This window comes from Achromobacter sp. 1012554356 (genome assembly GCF_059760815.1).
The window spans coordinates 1-14,203 of sequence record NZ_JCBANC010000097.1; the positions used below are offsets into that span (position 1 = coordinate 1).

Sequence of the window (14,203 nt, forward strand, 5' to 3'; positions counted from 1 at the left end):
CCCGCCACGCTGCAGGAAGGTTTATGAACGACGCCAATATTGCCGCCGCCGACGCCCCCCAGGTGCTGCTCGATGTGAACGGCATCGAGGTGATCTACAACCACGTGATCCTGGTCCTCAAGGGCGTGTCCCTGCAGGTGCAGGAAGGCAAAATCGTGGCGCTGCTGGGCGCGAACGGCGCGGGCAAGACCACGACGCTTCGCGCCATCTCGAACCTGCTCAAGGGCGAGCGCGGCGACGTCACCAAGGGCAACATCCAGTACCGCGGCCAACGCATCGAACGCCTGACGCCGGCCGAACTGGTCAAGCGCGGCGTCGTGCAGGTGATGGAAGGCCGGCATTGCTTTGCCCACCTCACCATCGAGGAAAACCTGCTGACGGGCGCCTATACGCGCAGCATGAGCCGGGGCGACACCAGCGCCGCGCTGGAGCGGGTCTACCAGTATTTTCCGCGCCTGAAGCAGCGCCGCACCAGCCAGTCCGGCTACACCTCGGGCGGCGAGCAGCAGATGACCGCGATCGGCCGCGCACTCATGGCCAACCCCAACATGATCCTGCTGGACGAACCGTCGATGGGCCTGGCGCCGCAGATCGTGGAAGAGATCTTCGAGATCGTGCGCGACCTGAACCAGCGCGAGCGCGTGAGCTTCCTGCTGGCTGAGCAGAACACCAACATCGCGCTGCGCTACGCCGATTACGGCTACATCCTGGAAAACGGGCGCGTGATGATGGACGGCGCGGCCGCCGACCTGGCGCAGAACGAGGACGTGAAGGAGTTCTACCTGGGCATTTCCAGCGGCGAACGCAAGAGTTTCCGAGACAACAAGTTCTACCGCCGCCGCAAACGCTGGCTGGCCTGATTCCCGACGCGGGCAAGCCAGCGCTTGCCGCATGGCGCCGGCAACGGCGCCGCAAACCGGCACACGAGAAGGTGCGATTCCATGTCCGAGTTTTTCGATGACCGCGAAACCCGAGCGCCCGAGCAACGAGAGCGCGAACTGATGGCCGCCCTGCCCGGGGCGATTGCGCGGGCGATCGCGCGCGCGCCGGCCATTGCCGAGCAACTGCGCGGCGTGGACCCCGCCACGATCACCTCGCGCGAGGCGCTGGCCCGGTTGCCGGTACTGCGCAAACACGAACTGCTGGAACGCCAGCAACACAGCCGCGACGACGGCGCCCGGCCCGCCGGTCCCGAAAAAGCCTTCGGCGGCTTCTCCGCAATCGGCTGGGGCGAAGCGATGCGCGTGTTCGCCTCGCCCGGCCCGATCTACGAACCGGAGAGCGCGCGGTCGGATTACTGGCGCTTCGCGCGCGCCCTGTACGCGGCGGGCTTTCGCGCCGGCGAGCTGGCCTACAACTGCTTTTCGTACCACTTCACGCCGGCCGGCTCGATGATGGAAACCGCCGCCCACGCCGTGGGCTGCACAGTGTTCCCCGGCGGCACCGGGCAGACCGAGCAGCAGGTGCGCGCGATCCAGGACTTGGCGCCCAGCGGCTACACGGGTACGCCGAGCTTCCTGAAGATCATCCTGGAGAAGTCCGATGAATTGGGCGTCAAGCTCGATTCATTGCGGCGCGCGCTGGTCTCCGGCGAGGCCTTCCCGCCTTCGCTGCGCGACTGGCTGGCGGCGCGCGGCATCGACGGCTACCAGGCCTACGGCAGCGCCGACCTGGGCATGATCGCGTTCGAGACGCCCGCCCGCGAAGGGCTGGTGGTGGGCGAGGACATCATTGTCGAGATCGTGCGTCCGGGCACCGGCGAGCCCGTGCCGGCAGGCGAAGTCGGCGAGGTCGTGGTGACCACTCTGAATCCCGATTACCCGCTCGTGCGGTTTGGCACCGGTGACCTGTCGGCGGTGATGTCCGGCATTTCGCCATGCGGGCGCACCAACACGCGCATCAAGGGATGGATGGGACGCGCCGACCAGACGACCAAGGTGCGCGGCATGTTCGTGCATCCGTCGCAGGTGGCGGACGTGGCGCGGCGGCATCCGGAAATCCTGCGCGCGCGGCTCGTCATCAGCGGCAGCACCGGGTCGGACCGGATGGTGCTGAAGGTGGAATCGCGCGAGCAGAACGACGAGCTGGCCCGCCGCATTGCCGATTCGGCGCGCGACGTGACCAAGCTGCGCGCCGACGTGGAATGGGTGGCCGAGGGTGGCCTGCCAAACGACGGCAAGGTCATCGACGACATCCGGACGTACGAATAGGCGATCAGGCGCGCGGTTAAGCGTAGCTAGCCGCGCGGGCTCGCGGCGCCGCCCTCACGGCGCGAAGCCCGCGTGATGAAGGCGTGTATGCCCATGCCGGCGATCATCGCCCCCGCGAACACGGCCGCGTCACCGATGCCGGCCGCCGCGGCGACCAGCGCCGGACCGGGGCAGAAACCCGCCAGGCCCCAACCCACCCCGAATGTCAGGCTGCCGGCAGCCAGCCGCGCATCGAGCCGGCTGGCTTGCGGCCAGCGCATGGGCTCGCCGGACAGGCTCGCCCGCCGCCGCCGCACCAGCGCATAGCCGATGCTGGTCGCCAGCACGGCGCCGCCCATCACGAATGCCAGGGTGGGATTCCACAACCCGGCCAGATCCAGAAATCCCAGCACGCGCGCCGGGTCCGCCAAGCCCGAGATGAGCAGGCCCAGCCCGAAGATGAGCCCGGCGACGAAGGCGTAGAGCGCGGCCATTGTCAGACACCCGCCATGTGCCGCAGCACGTAGACCGTGGCGAACCCCGCGGCCATGAAGATCAGCGTCGCCGCCAGCGACCGGCGCGAGCCGCGCGACAGGCCGCACACGCCATGTCCGCTGGTGCAGCCGGACGCGTAGCGCGTGCCGATGCCGACCAGCAGACCCGCGACGATAAGGCGCGGCGTGCTGGCCTCGACCGTGATGGAAGGCAGGTCGGAAAAGAGGCGGAACAACCAGGGCGCGGCGCACAGCCCCAGCAGGAAAGCGATGCGCCAGCCGCCGCCGCGCTCGGGCGCAAGCAACCCGCCCACGATTCCGCTGATGCCCGCGATGCGACCCGCGCCCAGCATCAGCAGCACCGCGCCGGCGCCGATCAGCAGGCCGCCCGCCGTGCCGGCGCCCGGGGTGAAGGCGGACCAGTCCACATTCATTTGAGTGACGCCATGGCGCGTCCGCAGTACAAACTGGATAGCGTTTTCATCACCTGGCTGACCTCGAAACTGGCCATCTGGTAATAGACGTATTTGCCCTCGCGCCGCGTCGCGACCAGACCTTCGTCGCGCAGCACGCCAAGCTGTTGCGAGAGCGTGGGCTGGCGGATGCCAGTCAGCGACTCCAGCTCGCCGACGTTGCGTTCATTCTGGACCAGCTGGCACAAGAGCAGCAAGCGGTCTTCGTTGGCTAGCGCCTTGAGCAGTGCGCAGGCCTGCGTGGCGGACTCGCGCAGGACGGCAACTTCGCAGTCGGTAAGGGGAGCGTTCATGGCTGGGTGTCGGACACGTGGGGATGGCGGCGTCATTATATTTATGAATAAACTATGCGCAAATATTATTTGATTTCGTAAATTGACCTGATCGGTCCGCCTACGCGGCCTTCACGCGAGCCCCCATGAACCCGCATATCCAGGCCTTCTTCGACCCCGTCACTGCCACCATCACCTACGTGGTTCACGAGCCGGCGCCCGGCGGCGCATGCGCCATCATCGATTCGGTGCTGGACTACGATCCCAAATCTGGCCGCAGCAATACGGCCAACGCCGACCGCGTGGTGAACTACGTGCGCGAGCGCAGCCTGCGGACGGTCTGGCTGCTGGAAACCCACGCCCATGCCGATCACCTGTCGGCGGCGCCCTACTTGCAGCGCCAGTTGGGCGGCGTCATCGCCATCGGCCAGAGCATCCGCACCGTGCAGGGCGTCTTCAAGACCATCCTGAATCTGGAGCCGGAATTCCAGCTCGACGGCTCGCAGTTCGGCCACCTGTTCGCCGACGGCGAGACCTTCCAGATCGGGGCGCTGACCGCCACGGCCATCCACGTGCCGGGCCATACACCGGCCGACATGGCCTATCTGATCGGCGATGCGGCATTTGTGGGCGACACGCTGTTCATGCCGGATGTCGGCACGGCGCGCTGCGATTTTCCGGGTGGCAACGCGCATCTGCTGTACCAGTCGATCCAGCGACTGCTGAGCCTGCCTGACGACACGCGGCTGTTCATGTGCCACGACTATCCGCCAGCAGGCCGCGAGGCCGCCTGGGAAACCACCGTGGCCGGCCAGCGCCGGGGCAACATCCACGTGCGCGACGGCATTACCGAAGACGAATTCGTCGCCATGCGCACGCGGCGCGATGCCACGCTGTCGATGCCCACGCTGATCCTGCCCGCGATCCAGGTGAACATCCGCGCGGGCCATTTCCCGCCCCCCGAGGACAACGGCGTGCGTTATCTCAAGATTCCCGTGAACGCGCTCTGACGCCCGGCCGCGGCGTACTTGCGCCGCACGCCCTTATCCCGCAAGATCGCCCGATCGCAGCCACCCGATCCGACGCATCCATGTTCGCCGAAGCCGAAGCCGACCCCACCCTGTCCAAAGACGAATTCAAAGCGCTCGAAGCGCGGCTGCGGGTCGCGCTGCTCAATGCGCAGTACGAACGGCTGCGGCAGGCCGACAAGACGTTGCTTATCGTCGTGGCCGGCATCGACGGCGCCGGCAAGGGCGCCACGATCAATCTGCTGAACGAATGGATGGACCCGCGCCACATCCGCACGCTGGCCTATGGCCCGCGCGAAGGCGACGAGCTCGAGCGGCCGCCGTTGTGGCGCTATTGGCGCGATCTGCCGCCCAAGGGCAGCACGGGCATCGTGTTCGGCTCCTGGTACACGCCGCTCTTGATCGAAGCCGTGCGCAAGAAGCCCAACGCGGACGCGATCGAAGCGCACTCGGCCGCCATCATGCGCTTTGAGACCATGCTGGCCGCCGAAGGCGTGCAGATCATCAAGCTGTGGTTCCACCTGTCCGCCAAGGCGCAGAAGACGCGTACGCAGCGCCTGCTGGCCAACCCCGATACGGCCTGGCAGGTCAGCCCGGTCGACATGAAGGTCAACAAGCGGTACGACCGCATCCGGGCCGGCGCCCACGTCGTCCTCAATCACACGGACTGCGGCCATGCGCCGTGGGTGGTGATTCCCAGCGCCGACGAAAACATGCGCGCCGCGCGCACGGCCGAGGCGGTGCTCGGCGCCCTGCGCCGGCGCGGCGTGCCCCGCCTGCCGCCCGCTTTTGTGGCGCATTCCAGCACGACGCGCATCGTGGACCGGCTGGGCAAGCTGGACTACGACGCAAAGGTGGACAAGGAAGACTACGAGGCCGAACTCGGCCTGCTGCAGGGCCGGCTGGCGCGCGCCGCCAGGTCCGACAAGTTCAGGAATCGCTCCCTGATCCTGGTGTTCGAGGGGCAGGATGCCGCCGGCAAGGGCGGCGCCATCCGCCGCGTCACCCACGCGCTGGACATCCGGCAGGTCGACATCACGCCCATATCCGCGCCCACGACCGAGGAGTTGGCCCGGCCCTATCTGTGGCGTTTCTGGCGCTGCATTCCAAGCCATGGCCGCATCGGCATCTTCGACCGTTCGTGGTACGGACGCGTGCTGGTCGAGCGCGTCGAAAAGCTGACACCGCCCGCCCGCTGGCGCCGCGCGTACGCCGAGATCAACGACTTCGAGGAACAGCTTGCCGCCAGCGGCACGCTGGTGCTGAAGTTCTGGCTGGCCGTCACGCCTGATGAGCAGCTCAAGCGCTTTCACGAGCGCGAGAAATCGCCGTTCAAGAACTTCAAGATCACGCCCGACGACTGGCGCAACCGCGACAAGTGGAAAGAATACGCGGCGGCGGCCAACGAGATGATGATGCGCACCGACGTGGCCCACGCGCCGTGGCATCTGGTGTCGGCCAACGACAAGCGTTACGCTCGCCTGCAGGTGCTGCGGCATATCGTCGACGCCATGGAAACCCAACTCTGAAGACCGTCAGGAGGCCTTGCGCCATGAGTACCGCAGAAATCCGTTCCATCGTCGCCACCGACTTCGACGCCTGGTTGCCCCTGTGGAAGGGCTACCAGGATTTCTACCGCGTCAGCATCAACGACGCCGTCACGCGCAACACCTGGGCGCGCTTCCTGGATCCCGCCGAGCCCATGCACGCGGCGCTGGTCTATGAAAGCGGCCGCGCCGTCGGCATGGTGCACTGGATCTTTCATCGCTCCACCTGGACCGCCGGCGACTACTGCTACCTGCAGGACCTTTACGTGGACCAGGACGCGCGCGGCACGGGCGCGGGCCGCAAGCTGATTGAACACGTCTACGCCGAAGCCGCCGCAGCCAACTGCGCCCGCGTCTATTGGCTGACGCACGAAACCAACGCGACCGCCATGCAGCTCTACGACCGCATCGCCGACCGGTCCGGCTTCATCCAGTACCGCAAGGTGATGACTTGAGCGCGCGCGATCCCAACTGCCCGCTGTGCCAGGAAGACGGCGGCACGCTGCTATGGCGCGGACCGCATCTGCGCATCATCGAGGTTGAGGACGCCGACTATCCGGGCTTCACGCGCGTGATCTGGAACGGTCACCTGGCCGAGATGACCAGCCTGTCGACGCACGGGCGCGACCTGCTCATGCGGGCGGTGTATGTCGTCGAGGAAACGCAGCAGGCGATCCTGACGCCGGACAAGATCAACCTGGCGTCGCTGGGCAACATGGTGCCGCATCTGCATTGGCACGTGATCCCGCGCTGGCGCGGCGACCGGCACTTTCCGGACCCGATCTGGGCGGCGCCGCGCATTGCGCCAGGCGCCGAGCCGGATTCCTGGAAGGACCGGCAGGAGCAGGTGCGAGCGCTGCTACCCCGTTACCGCGACCGTCTGGTCGAAGCCATGAACGCGCTGCTGTGGCATTGAGCCTGGCCGGTCATTGAGCCTGGCAGGACATCGATCCTGTCAGGACATTGAGCCGCTAGGCGTGGCGGGGGCCGGCCCGCGACGTTCACCCAGCCAGCGCGCGTACACCGACTCGACCAACTGCGCCGTGCGATCGACGCTGAACAGGCCCTGGCCGCGAATGAATTCACGGCCCGCCTCGCCCATGCGGCGGCGGCGTTCGGGATCGGCCAGCAGGCTTTCCAGCGCCGCGGCCAGCGCGGCCGGGTCTCGCGGCGGCACCAGCAGACCGGTCACGCCGGCCTGCATGGTTTCAGGCACGCCGCCCACGTCGGTGCCGATCACGGGCACCCCCATGGCGGCGGCTTCGACAAACGCCGTGCCAAAGGCTTCGCGGTGGGTCGGCAAGGCAAACACGTCGAACGCCTGCAATACGTTGCCGATATCATGACGCCGGCCCAGAAAGTGCACGCGCGACGCCAGCCCCAGCGATTCCACCTGCGCCTTCAGGCGCTCGAACACCGGCATGCCGTCTCCGGCAAGCACCAGATGGGCTTGCGGAAACGTCGCCTGGATCTGGTGGAAGGCGTCGATCAGGTCGGCGTGGCCCTTTTCAGCGCGCATGACGGCCACGCAGCCCACCACGAGGGCATTGTCAGGCAATCCGAGCTCTTGCCGGACACTGCACTGGCCATCGCTTTCGGGCAGCACGATCGGGGAATGGATGGTGGCGACGGACTTGGGCGGCGCGCCCCCATCCAGCAGTTGGCGGTGCACGTGCCGGCTCACGGCGATGACGCGGTGGGCCAGCCAGGTGTAGGCGTACAGCGAGTTGATCGGCTTGGCCAGGTGGCGGGTACGCACGATGAGCGGCGTGCGCGCCAGGCGCGCGCCCATCGCGGCGCGCACCGTGTCGCAGCGGCTGTGCGTGTTGACCACGTCGAACCGGCCACGGGCCGCCACGCGCCGCACGAACGCCACGCTGCGCATGAAGTTCACGGGGCCGTCCATGTTGACGGTGTGCACGGTGAACCCGGCATCGCGCAAACGCTGCGTCAGTTCCGCGTGCGGCTGGCAAACGGCTTCCAGGTGATGGCCGCGCTCGCGCATGGCGACCATCTCCTTATAAATACAGAATTCCTGGCCGCCGAATGCCGTGGCCGCTTCGGTATGCAGAATGCGCAGGCGGCCGCACGTTCCAGCGTGCATCTCGGAGAGATCGGCGGAACTCAGCATGGGCGGCGGCGCTGGCGGTCGGGCGCGGCTTGCGCGATGCCCTCGCGTGGGCGGCTGGAAGTGCCGGCGTGGCCGGGCGAGGGGTGCAGGAGTGAAAAGTGATGTGGCGGCATGACGGCGAAGGGCGCCAGGCGGCCTGGCGAAGCCACGACAGGATCGTGGGTTCAAAAAAGGCCGACGGTGTCGGCCTGCATAGGGTTGTTACACAGAGATTAAGTGAATGTAATCCAGAACAAGGCGGCGCGACAAGCGTCTCAACGGGCTGTTTTTGGCGCATAAAGCGCAGATAACGCGACTTCCCCTGATGTTAGCGGCAGTTCCCCGAAATAGCGGCGCATATTCAGGTCGTTCAGTTAACATTCAGGTTTACCCCCGCGAGCCAGAATGTCGTCCATGCATCACACTCCTGACGGGCTCGAGCCCACCCCTCCCGGCCGCGCTCCCTCTTTCCTGCAAGCGTTCCTCCGATCGGAAGCCCTGGGCGGCTACGTCCTGATGCTGGCGGCGCTGGCCGCCCTGGTGGTAGCCAACAGCGGCGCGGCGCAAACCTACTTCGATCTGCTCGGCGCCAAGGTGGGCTTTCAGGCGGGACCCATCGTGCTGAAGGAAACCGTGCTGCACTGGATCAACGACGGCCTGATGGCCGTGTTTTTCCTGCTGGTGGGGCTGGAGATCAAGCGCGAGATGCTGGACGGCCAGTTGCGGGGCGCCGGCCGCATCGTATTGCCGGGCATCGCGGCCGTGGGCGGCATGGCGGTGCCGGCGCTGATCTATGTGCTGGTCAACCTGGGCAGTCCCGAGACCTTGCGTGGCTGGGCCATCCCTGCCGCGACGGACATCGCCTTCGCGCTGGGCATTCTGGCGCTGCTGGGCAGCCGGGTGCCGACGTCGCTCAAGATCTTCCTGACCGCGCTGGCCATCCTGGACGACCTGGGCGCGATCGTCATCATCGCGCTCTTTTACACGTCGGAGCTCAACCTGTTCGCGCTGGGTATGGCGGGCGCGCTGCTGGTCTGCCTGGTCTGCCTGAACCGCACCGGCGTCCTGCGGCTGGCCCCGTACCTGCTGCTGGGCGCGGTGCTCTGGTATTTCGTCTTGAAGTCGGGCGTCCACGCGACGCTGGCGGGCGTGGCGCTGGCGCTCACCATTCCCTTGCGCCCGCAGCACCAGGGCGGCGCCCACGTCCATTCGCCGCTGCACGCGCTGGAGCATGCGCTGCACAAGCCCGTGGCGCTGCTGATCGTGCCGGTATTCGGCTTTGCCAACGCGGGCGTGTCCTTTGCAGGGATGGGGCTGGCCAGCCTGGCCCAACCCGTGCCGATGGGCGTGGCGCTTGGCCTTTTCCTGGGCAAACAGCTGGGCGTGTTCGGCTTTGCCTGGCTCGCCATCAAGTCGGGCATCGCCAGCCTGCCGCGGCACGCCACGTTTACCCAGCTATACGGCGTGGCGCTGCTATGCGGCATCGGCTTCACGATGAGCCTTTTCATCGGCGCGCTGGCCTTCACCGATCCCGCCGCCGTCGACGCCACCAAGATCGGCGTGCTGACGGGCTCGCTGGCGTCCGCGCTGGCTGGCTTCGCTCTGCTGCGCGCCGCCGGTGCGCGAAATCAAGCTTCCGGCGCGCGCTGACCCGCCGCGTGGCAGGGGGTGCAGTAGACTGGCTGCACCCTCAGTCGCAGGAGCCGGCATGAAATCGTCCAGCATCATCGTGCAGCGCGTCTATGAAGGCACGGGTCCGCAAGGACACTACCTTGCCCTGGTGGACCGCATGTGGCCGCGCGGGCTGCGCCGCGCAGACCTGGGCCTGGACGAATGGGCCCGCGACATCGCGCCCAGCGCCGAACTCTGCAAATGGTTCAGCCACATCGAGGAACGCTGGGACGACTTCCGCGCCAAGTACCTGGCCGAACTGGCCACGCCCGAACAGCAATCGCGCATGGCGGCCCTGCTGGACGCCGCGGGCGACCGTCCCCTGACCCTGCTTTTCGGCGCGCGCAATACCGAGCACAACCAGGCGGTGGTGCTGCGCGACGCCCTTCTCGAGTACTCCCGTCATCACCGCAAGCGCGCGGCGTAAACGCCCCGCTTGTTACCCTTACGCCCGCCAACGGCCCGCACCCCGCGCGTGCCGCACGATTACGTCCAAGAGGAATTTCATGGCTTTCAGCTCCGACGCCTGGGCCCGCAACGCCGCGCTCTATGAAAAGACGCGCGACATGCCATTCAACCGCGAACTGGCCAGCGGCCAGCTCGCCGAGGACGCGTTCAAGCACTACATGATCCAGGACGCGCACTATCTGGTGGCGTTCGGACGGGCCCTGGCGATTGCCGCCGCCAAGGCCGACGATGCCGACGGTGTGGTGCAGTTTGCCGAGGCCGCCAAGGGCGCCGTCGTCGCCGAGCGCAGCCTGCACGCGGGCTTCATGCAGCAGTTCGGCATCGACACCGCCACCTTCGAAGCCACACCGCTGACGCCGGCGAGCCATCACTACACCAGCTTTTTGATTGCTACCGCCTGGAGCGCGCCCTACCCGGTCGCCCTGGCCGCCCTGCTTCCGTGCTTCTGGATCTACGCCGAGATCGGCCGCGACATCCACGCGCGCGCCGTTCGGCCCAATCCGTACGCCGCGTGGATCGACACCTACGCCGGCGACGATTTCCACGCGCTGGTCCGCGCCGTGATCGCCAGCGTGGACCGCGCGGCGGACACGGCCTCGGCGCAGACCGTGGACGCGATGCACCAGGCCTACACCCATGCCGCCCAACTCGAATGGATGTTCTGGGATTCGGCGCACCGGCAGGCCGGCTGGCCGGTCTGAGCGGGATGGCCCGCTGTCCGGTCTGACCGGGTTGGTGTGCCAAAATCGCGCCCATGCCGATCGACAACCGCCTCACGTCCAACGCCCTGGCCGCCCAGGCCGCGCAACTGCCCGCCGCCTGGCAGGCCGCTCTATCCGCCGACCCCTCCGTCGCCGCCGCGCTGGCTGCCGCCATCGCGCATGTGGAAGCGCGCCTCGCGCAAGGCGCCGTGGTGTATCCCGCCACGCCCTTCCGCGCGCTGCATGGGCTGGCGCCGTCGGACGTGCGCGTCGTGATTCTGGGCCAGGATCCCTACCATGGCCCCGGCCAGGCGCAGGGCCTGGCGTTTTCGGTGCCGGACGACTGCAAGCGCCCGCCCAGCCTGCGCAACATCTTCAACGAGATCGCGCGCGACTATCCGGACTTGAGCGTGCCGGCGGGCAACGACCTGAGCCCCTGGGCCGACCAGGGCGTGCTGCTGCTCAACACGGCGCTGACGGTAGAGGATGGCCAGCCCGCCTCGCACGCCAAGCGCGGCTGGGAAACGGTGACGGATGCCCTGATCGCGCATGTCGCGCGCGACTCCTCGCCCAAGGTCTTCATGCTGTGGGGCGCTCACGCGCAGGCCAAGCGACTGTTGCTTCCGCCCGACAGTGGCCACCTCGTCCTGATGTCCAATCATCCCTCCCCCCTGTCCGCCCGCCGCCCGCCTGTGCCGTTCCTTGGGTGCGGCCATTTCCGGGCCACCAATGACTGGCTACGAGACCAAGGGAAAAACCCTATTGATTGGGGACTGGACAAAAAAATAATTCCATTGCAGGGCGAATTCAGGTTATGATCGCCGCACTGCACAAAACGAGTTCGGCATTTACCGCCTTGATTTAGCGGAATTTTTTGCAGTCTGCCGGGAAGCCTATCCCCGGCCCCATGCCGAACTATCATCGATTCCTGACCCCTTTCCTTTCGCCCTGCGTTCCATCAGTACAAGAGAACGCGCCACGCGCATGGTTGATCCGGTCGGCACGATGCTCCATCAACCGTCGCCTGGATCCGGCCGCCTAATCCCCTGGCCCGACCAAGCACTGCGTCGCATTGTTTGCGGCAAGGGAAAGTAATGTCTTTCGAATCCCTGGGTCTCGCGCCCGCCCTTTTGTCGGCCGTTCAAGAAGCTGGCTTCACCACCCCCACCTCCGTTCAAGCCGCCGCCATTCCGCAAGCATTGGCCGGCCATGACCTGATGGTGTCCTCGCAGACCGGCAGCGGCAAGACCGCCGCCTTCATGCTGCCCGCCCTGCACCGCATCGCCCAGATGCCCGCCAACAAGGGCGTCGGCGTGCAAGTGCTGGTGCTGACCCCGACCCGCGAACTGGCCCTGCAAGTCACGGACGCCACCGCCACCTACGGCCGCAAGCTGGCCGACCTGCGCACCGCGACCGTCGTGGGCGGCATGCCCTACGGCGCGCAACTGAAGGCGCTGTCGCGCCGCGTTGACGTGCTGGTCGCCACCCCCGGCCGCCTGATCGACCACCTGCAATCCGGCCGCGTCAAGCTGAACACCGTGCACACGCTGGTGCTGGACGAAGCCGACCGCATGCTGGACATGGGCTTCATCGAAGATATCGAGACCATCGTCGAGCGTCTGCCTGAAGACCGCCAGACGCTGCTGTTCTCGGCCACGCTGGACGGCACCGTTGCCAAGCTGGCGTCGCGCATGATGCGCGAGCCGCAGCGCATCGAGATCGCCGGCGCCAAGGAAAAGCACACCAACATCACGCAAAGCCTGCTGTACGCAGACGATGCCAGCCACAAGATGCAACTGCTGGATCACGTGCTGCGCGACGCCTCGCTGGATCAAGCCATCGTCTTCACGTCGACCAAGCGCGGCGCGGACGACCTGGCCGACCGCCTGGCCGACCAAGGCTTTGCTGCCGCTGCCCTGCACGGCGACATGAACCAGCGCCAACGCACCCGCACGCTGTCGCAACTGCAGCGCGGCCAACTGCGCATCCTGGTCGCCACCGACGTGGCTGCCCGTGGCATCGACGTGCAAGGCATCAGCCACGCCGTCAACTTCGACCTGCCGATGCAAGCCGAAGACTACGTGCACCGTATCGGCCGCACGGGCCGCGCCGGCCGCAACGGCCTGGCATTCACGCTGGCCACGCATTCGGAGCGCCACAAGGTCCGTCGCATCGAACACTACATCGGCCAGTCCATCACCCCTGAAGTGATCGCCGGTCTGGAACCCAAGCGCACCCCGCGTCCGTCCACCGGCGGCGGCGGCGGCGGCAAGCCGTTTGGCAAGCCTTTCGGCAAGCGTCCCGGCGGTTTCGGCGGTTCGCGTCATTCGGGCGGCTTTGCGGGCAACCGCGACGGCGCACCGCGTGATGGCGCCCCCCGTGAAGGCCGTTCCTTCGGCGGCCCGCGTGGCGAATTCAAGCCGCGCGAAGGCGGCTACCAGGGCAACCGCCCGTTCGAGGACCGTCCGTTCGCCGATCGTCCCCAGCGTTCCTTCGGTGACCGTCCCAGCTTCGGCGATCGTCCCCAGCGCGAAGGCGGCTACCAAGGCAATCGTCCCTTCGGCGACCGCCCCCAGCGTGAAGGCGGCTTCCGTGGCGGCGACCGCGATTCGCGTCCCAGCTTCGGCGACCGTCCCAGCTATGGCGACCGTCCCCAGCGCGATGCCCGCCCGTTCAGCGAGCGTGCCCCGCGTGAAGGCGGCTTCCGCGGTGGCGATCGCGACGCGCGTCCCAGCTTTGGCGACCGCCCCAGCTTCGGTGACCGTCCCCAGCGCGAAGGCGGCTTCCGTGGCGGTGATCGCCCCGAAGGCGGCTTCCGTGGCAAGCCCTCGTTCGACAAGCGTCCTGGCGCCCCCGCCAAGCGCTTCGGCAAGTCGAACGATCGCCGCGGCTGATCCTCGCGCCTGATTCAAAAAGCCCCGCGGCCATGCCGCGGGGCTTTTTTTTTTGACGTTGGCGCGGTTTCGCTTGTGAACCCGGTGTCAGACACCCCGCAGCGCCGTAACTGATTGACGGTCGACTCGTGGGGGTGTCAGACACCTGGCCGTGTTGCCGCAAACCGAGGTGTCTGACACCCCGCAGAGACGCCGTCCATGCTGCATCAGCGCAGCATGGGTGTCTGACACCGTCCAGGAATGTCTACGCCAGTTCCAACAAAAATCTCCCGCCAGTTCAGGACGGAGGCTTTTTTGGGACAATGCCGTTTTGCCCACGTTTCCTGCGCCCATGCAACGCCCCGCCCCCGCCAATC

The 14,203-nt window shown here is 67.0% G+C and carries 15 protein-coding genes; 11 read left to right on the forward strand and 4 right to left on the reverse strand.

What is annotated here, in order from left to right; translation table 11 throughout:
* Positions 1-23: 23 nt before the first annotated feature.
* Positions 24-860 carry an ABC transporter ATP-binding protein gene (locus AC6LJW_RS28550; protein WP_498088886.1) on the forward strand — a complete coding sequence of 279 codons (837 nt, stop codon included), beginning with the start codon at positions 24-26 and terminating at the stop codon, positions 858-860.
* An 81-nt stretch (positions 861-941) separates the two neighbouring features.
* Positions 942-2,210: a phenylacetate--CoA ligase family protein gene (locus AC6LJW_RS28555; protein WP_498088887.1), complete on the forward strand. Its 1,269-nt coding sequence runs from the start codon at positions 942-944 to the stop codon at positions 2,208-2,210.
* Positions 2,211-2,236: 26 nt separating this feature from the next.
* Here the strand turns inward: AC6LJW_RS28555 and AC6LJW_RS28560 are convergent, their stop codons facing one another.
* The 3 genes from AC6LJW_RS28560 to AC6LJW_RS28570 are packed head-to-tail and all read right to left on the reverse strand — an operon-like array spanning position 2,237 to position 3,449.
* A complete protein-coding gene (locus tag AC6LJW_RS28560; RefSeq protein WP_498088888.1) occupies positions 2,237-2,683 on the reverse strand; it encodes a DUF6691 family protein in 447 nt (148 codons plus the stop codon).
* Positions 2,684-2,685: 2 nt separating this feature from the next.
* Positions 2,686-3,117: a YeeE/YedE family protein gene (locus AC6LJW_RS28565; protein WP_056560386.1), complete on the reverse strand. Its 432-nt coding sequence runs from the start codon at positions 3,115-3,117 to the stop codon at positions 2,686-2,688.
* A complete protein-coding gene (locus AC6LJW_RS28570) occupies positions 3,114-3,449 on the reverse strand; it encodes an ArsR/SmtB family transcription factor (RefSeq protein WP_056560389.1) in 336 nt (111 codons plus the stop codon). The genes AC6LJW_RS28565 and AC6LJW_RS28570 overlap by 4 nt, the downstream gene beginning before the upstream one ends.
* Positions 3,450-3,574: 125 nt before the next feature.
* On the opposite strand from AC6LJW_RS28570, the gene AC6LJW_RS28575 reads away from it, so the two are divergent.
* The 4 genes from AC6LJW_RS28575 to AC6LJW_RS28590 all read left to right on the forward strand — a co-directional run bounded on the left by AC6LJW_RS28575 (position 3,575) and on the right by AC6LJW_RS28590 (position 6,919).
* The gene (locus AC6LJW_RS28575; protein WP_056560392.1) at positions 3,575-4,438 is read left to right on the forward strand and encodes an MBL fold metallo-hydrolase; all 864 of its coding nucleotides are present in this window, start codon (positions 3,575-3,577) and stop codon (positions 4,436-4,438) included.
* 80 nt (positions 4,439-4,518) lie between these two features.
* Positions 4,519-5,985: a polyphosphate:AMP phosphotransferase gene (gene pap / locus AC6LJW_RS28580; protein ID WP_056560397.1), complete on the forward strand. Its 1,467-nt coding sequence runs from the start codon at positions 4,519-4,521 to the stop codon at positions 5,983-5,985.
* A gap of 23 nt (positions 5,986-6,008) precedes the next feature.
* Complete coding sequence (locus AC6LJW_RS28585; protein ID WP_498088889.1) at positions 6,009-6,458, forward strand: GNAT family N-acetyltransferase; 450 nt, start codon at positions 6,009-6,011, stop codon at positions 6,456-6,458.
* On the forward strand, positions 6,455-6,919 hold the full coding sequence (locus tag AC6LJW_RS28590; RefSeq protein ID WP_056560403.1) for an HIT family protein: 465 nt from the start codon (positions 6,455-6,457) through the stop codon (positions 6,917-6,919). Before AC6LJW_RS28585 ends, AC6LJW_RS28590 begins: the two co-directional genes overlap by 4 nt.
* Positions 6,920-6,958: 39 nt before the next feature.
* Here the strand turns inward: AC6LJW_RS28590 and AC6LJW_RS28595 are convergent, their stop codons facing one another.
* The gene (locus AC6LJW_RS28595; protein ID WP_082578798.1) at positions 6,959-8,134 is read right to left on the reverse strand and encodes a glycosyltransferase; all 1,176 of its coding nucleotides are present in this window, start codon (positions 8,132-8,134) and stop codon (positions 6,959-6,961) included.
* A 393-nt stretch (positions 8,135-8,527) separates the two neighbouring features.
* On the opposite strand from AC6LJW_RS28595, the gene nhaA reads away from it, so the two are divergent.
* From nhaA to AC6LJW_RS28620, 5 genes are all read left to right on the forward strand, one after another.
* Positions 8,528-9,763, forward strand: a complete 1,236-nt coding sequence (gene nhaA, locus AC6LJW_RS28600; RefSeq protein WP_056566415.1) for a Na+/H+ antiporter NhaA — start codon at positions 8,528-8,530, stop codon at positions 9,761-9,763.
* Between the two features lie 58 nt (positions 9,764-9,821).
* Positions 9,822-10,211 (forward strand): DUF488 domain-containing protein, encoded by a 390-nt coding sequence (locus AC6LJW_RS28605; RefSeq protein ID WP_498088890.1) that lies wholly within the window; start codon positions 9,822-9,824, stop codon positions 10,209-10,211.
* Positions 10,212-10,290: 79 nt separating this feature from the next.
* Positions 10,291-10,953 (forward strand): thiaminase II, encoded by a 663-nt coding sequence (tenA, locus tag AC6LJW_RS28610; protein ID WP_498088891.1) that lies wholly within the window; start codon positions 10,291-10,293, stop codon positions 10,951-10,953.
* Between the two features lie 53 nt (positions 10,954-11,006).
* A complete protein-coding gene (locus tag AC6LJW_RS28615) occupies positions 11,007-11,771 on the forward strand; it encodes a uracil-DNA glycosylase (protein ID WP_498088892.1) in 765 nt (254 codons plus the stop codon).
* Positions 11,772-12,047: 276 nt separating this feature from the next.
* Entirely contained in the window at positions 12,048-13,847 is a 1,800-nt protein-coding gene (locus AC6LJW_RS28620) for a DEAD/DEAH box helicase (RefSeq protein ID WP_056560414.1), read from the forward strand.
* Positions 13,848-14,203: the final 356 nt, after the last annotated feature.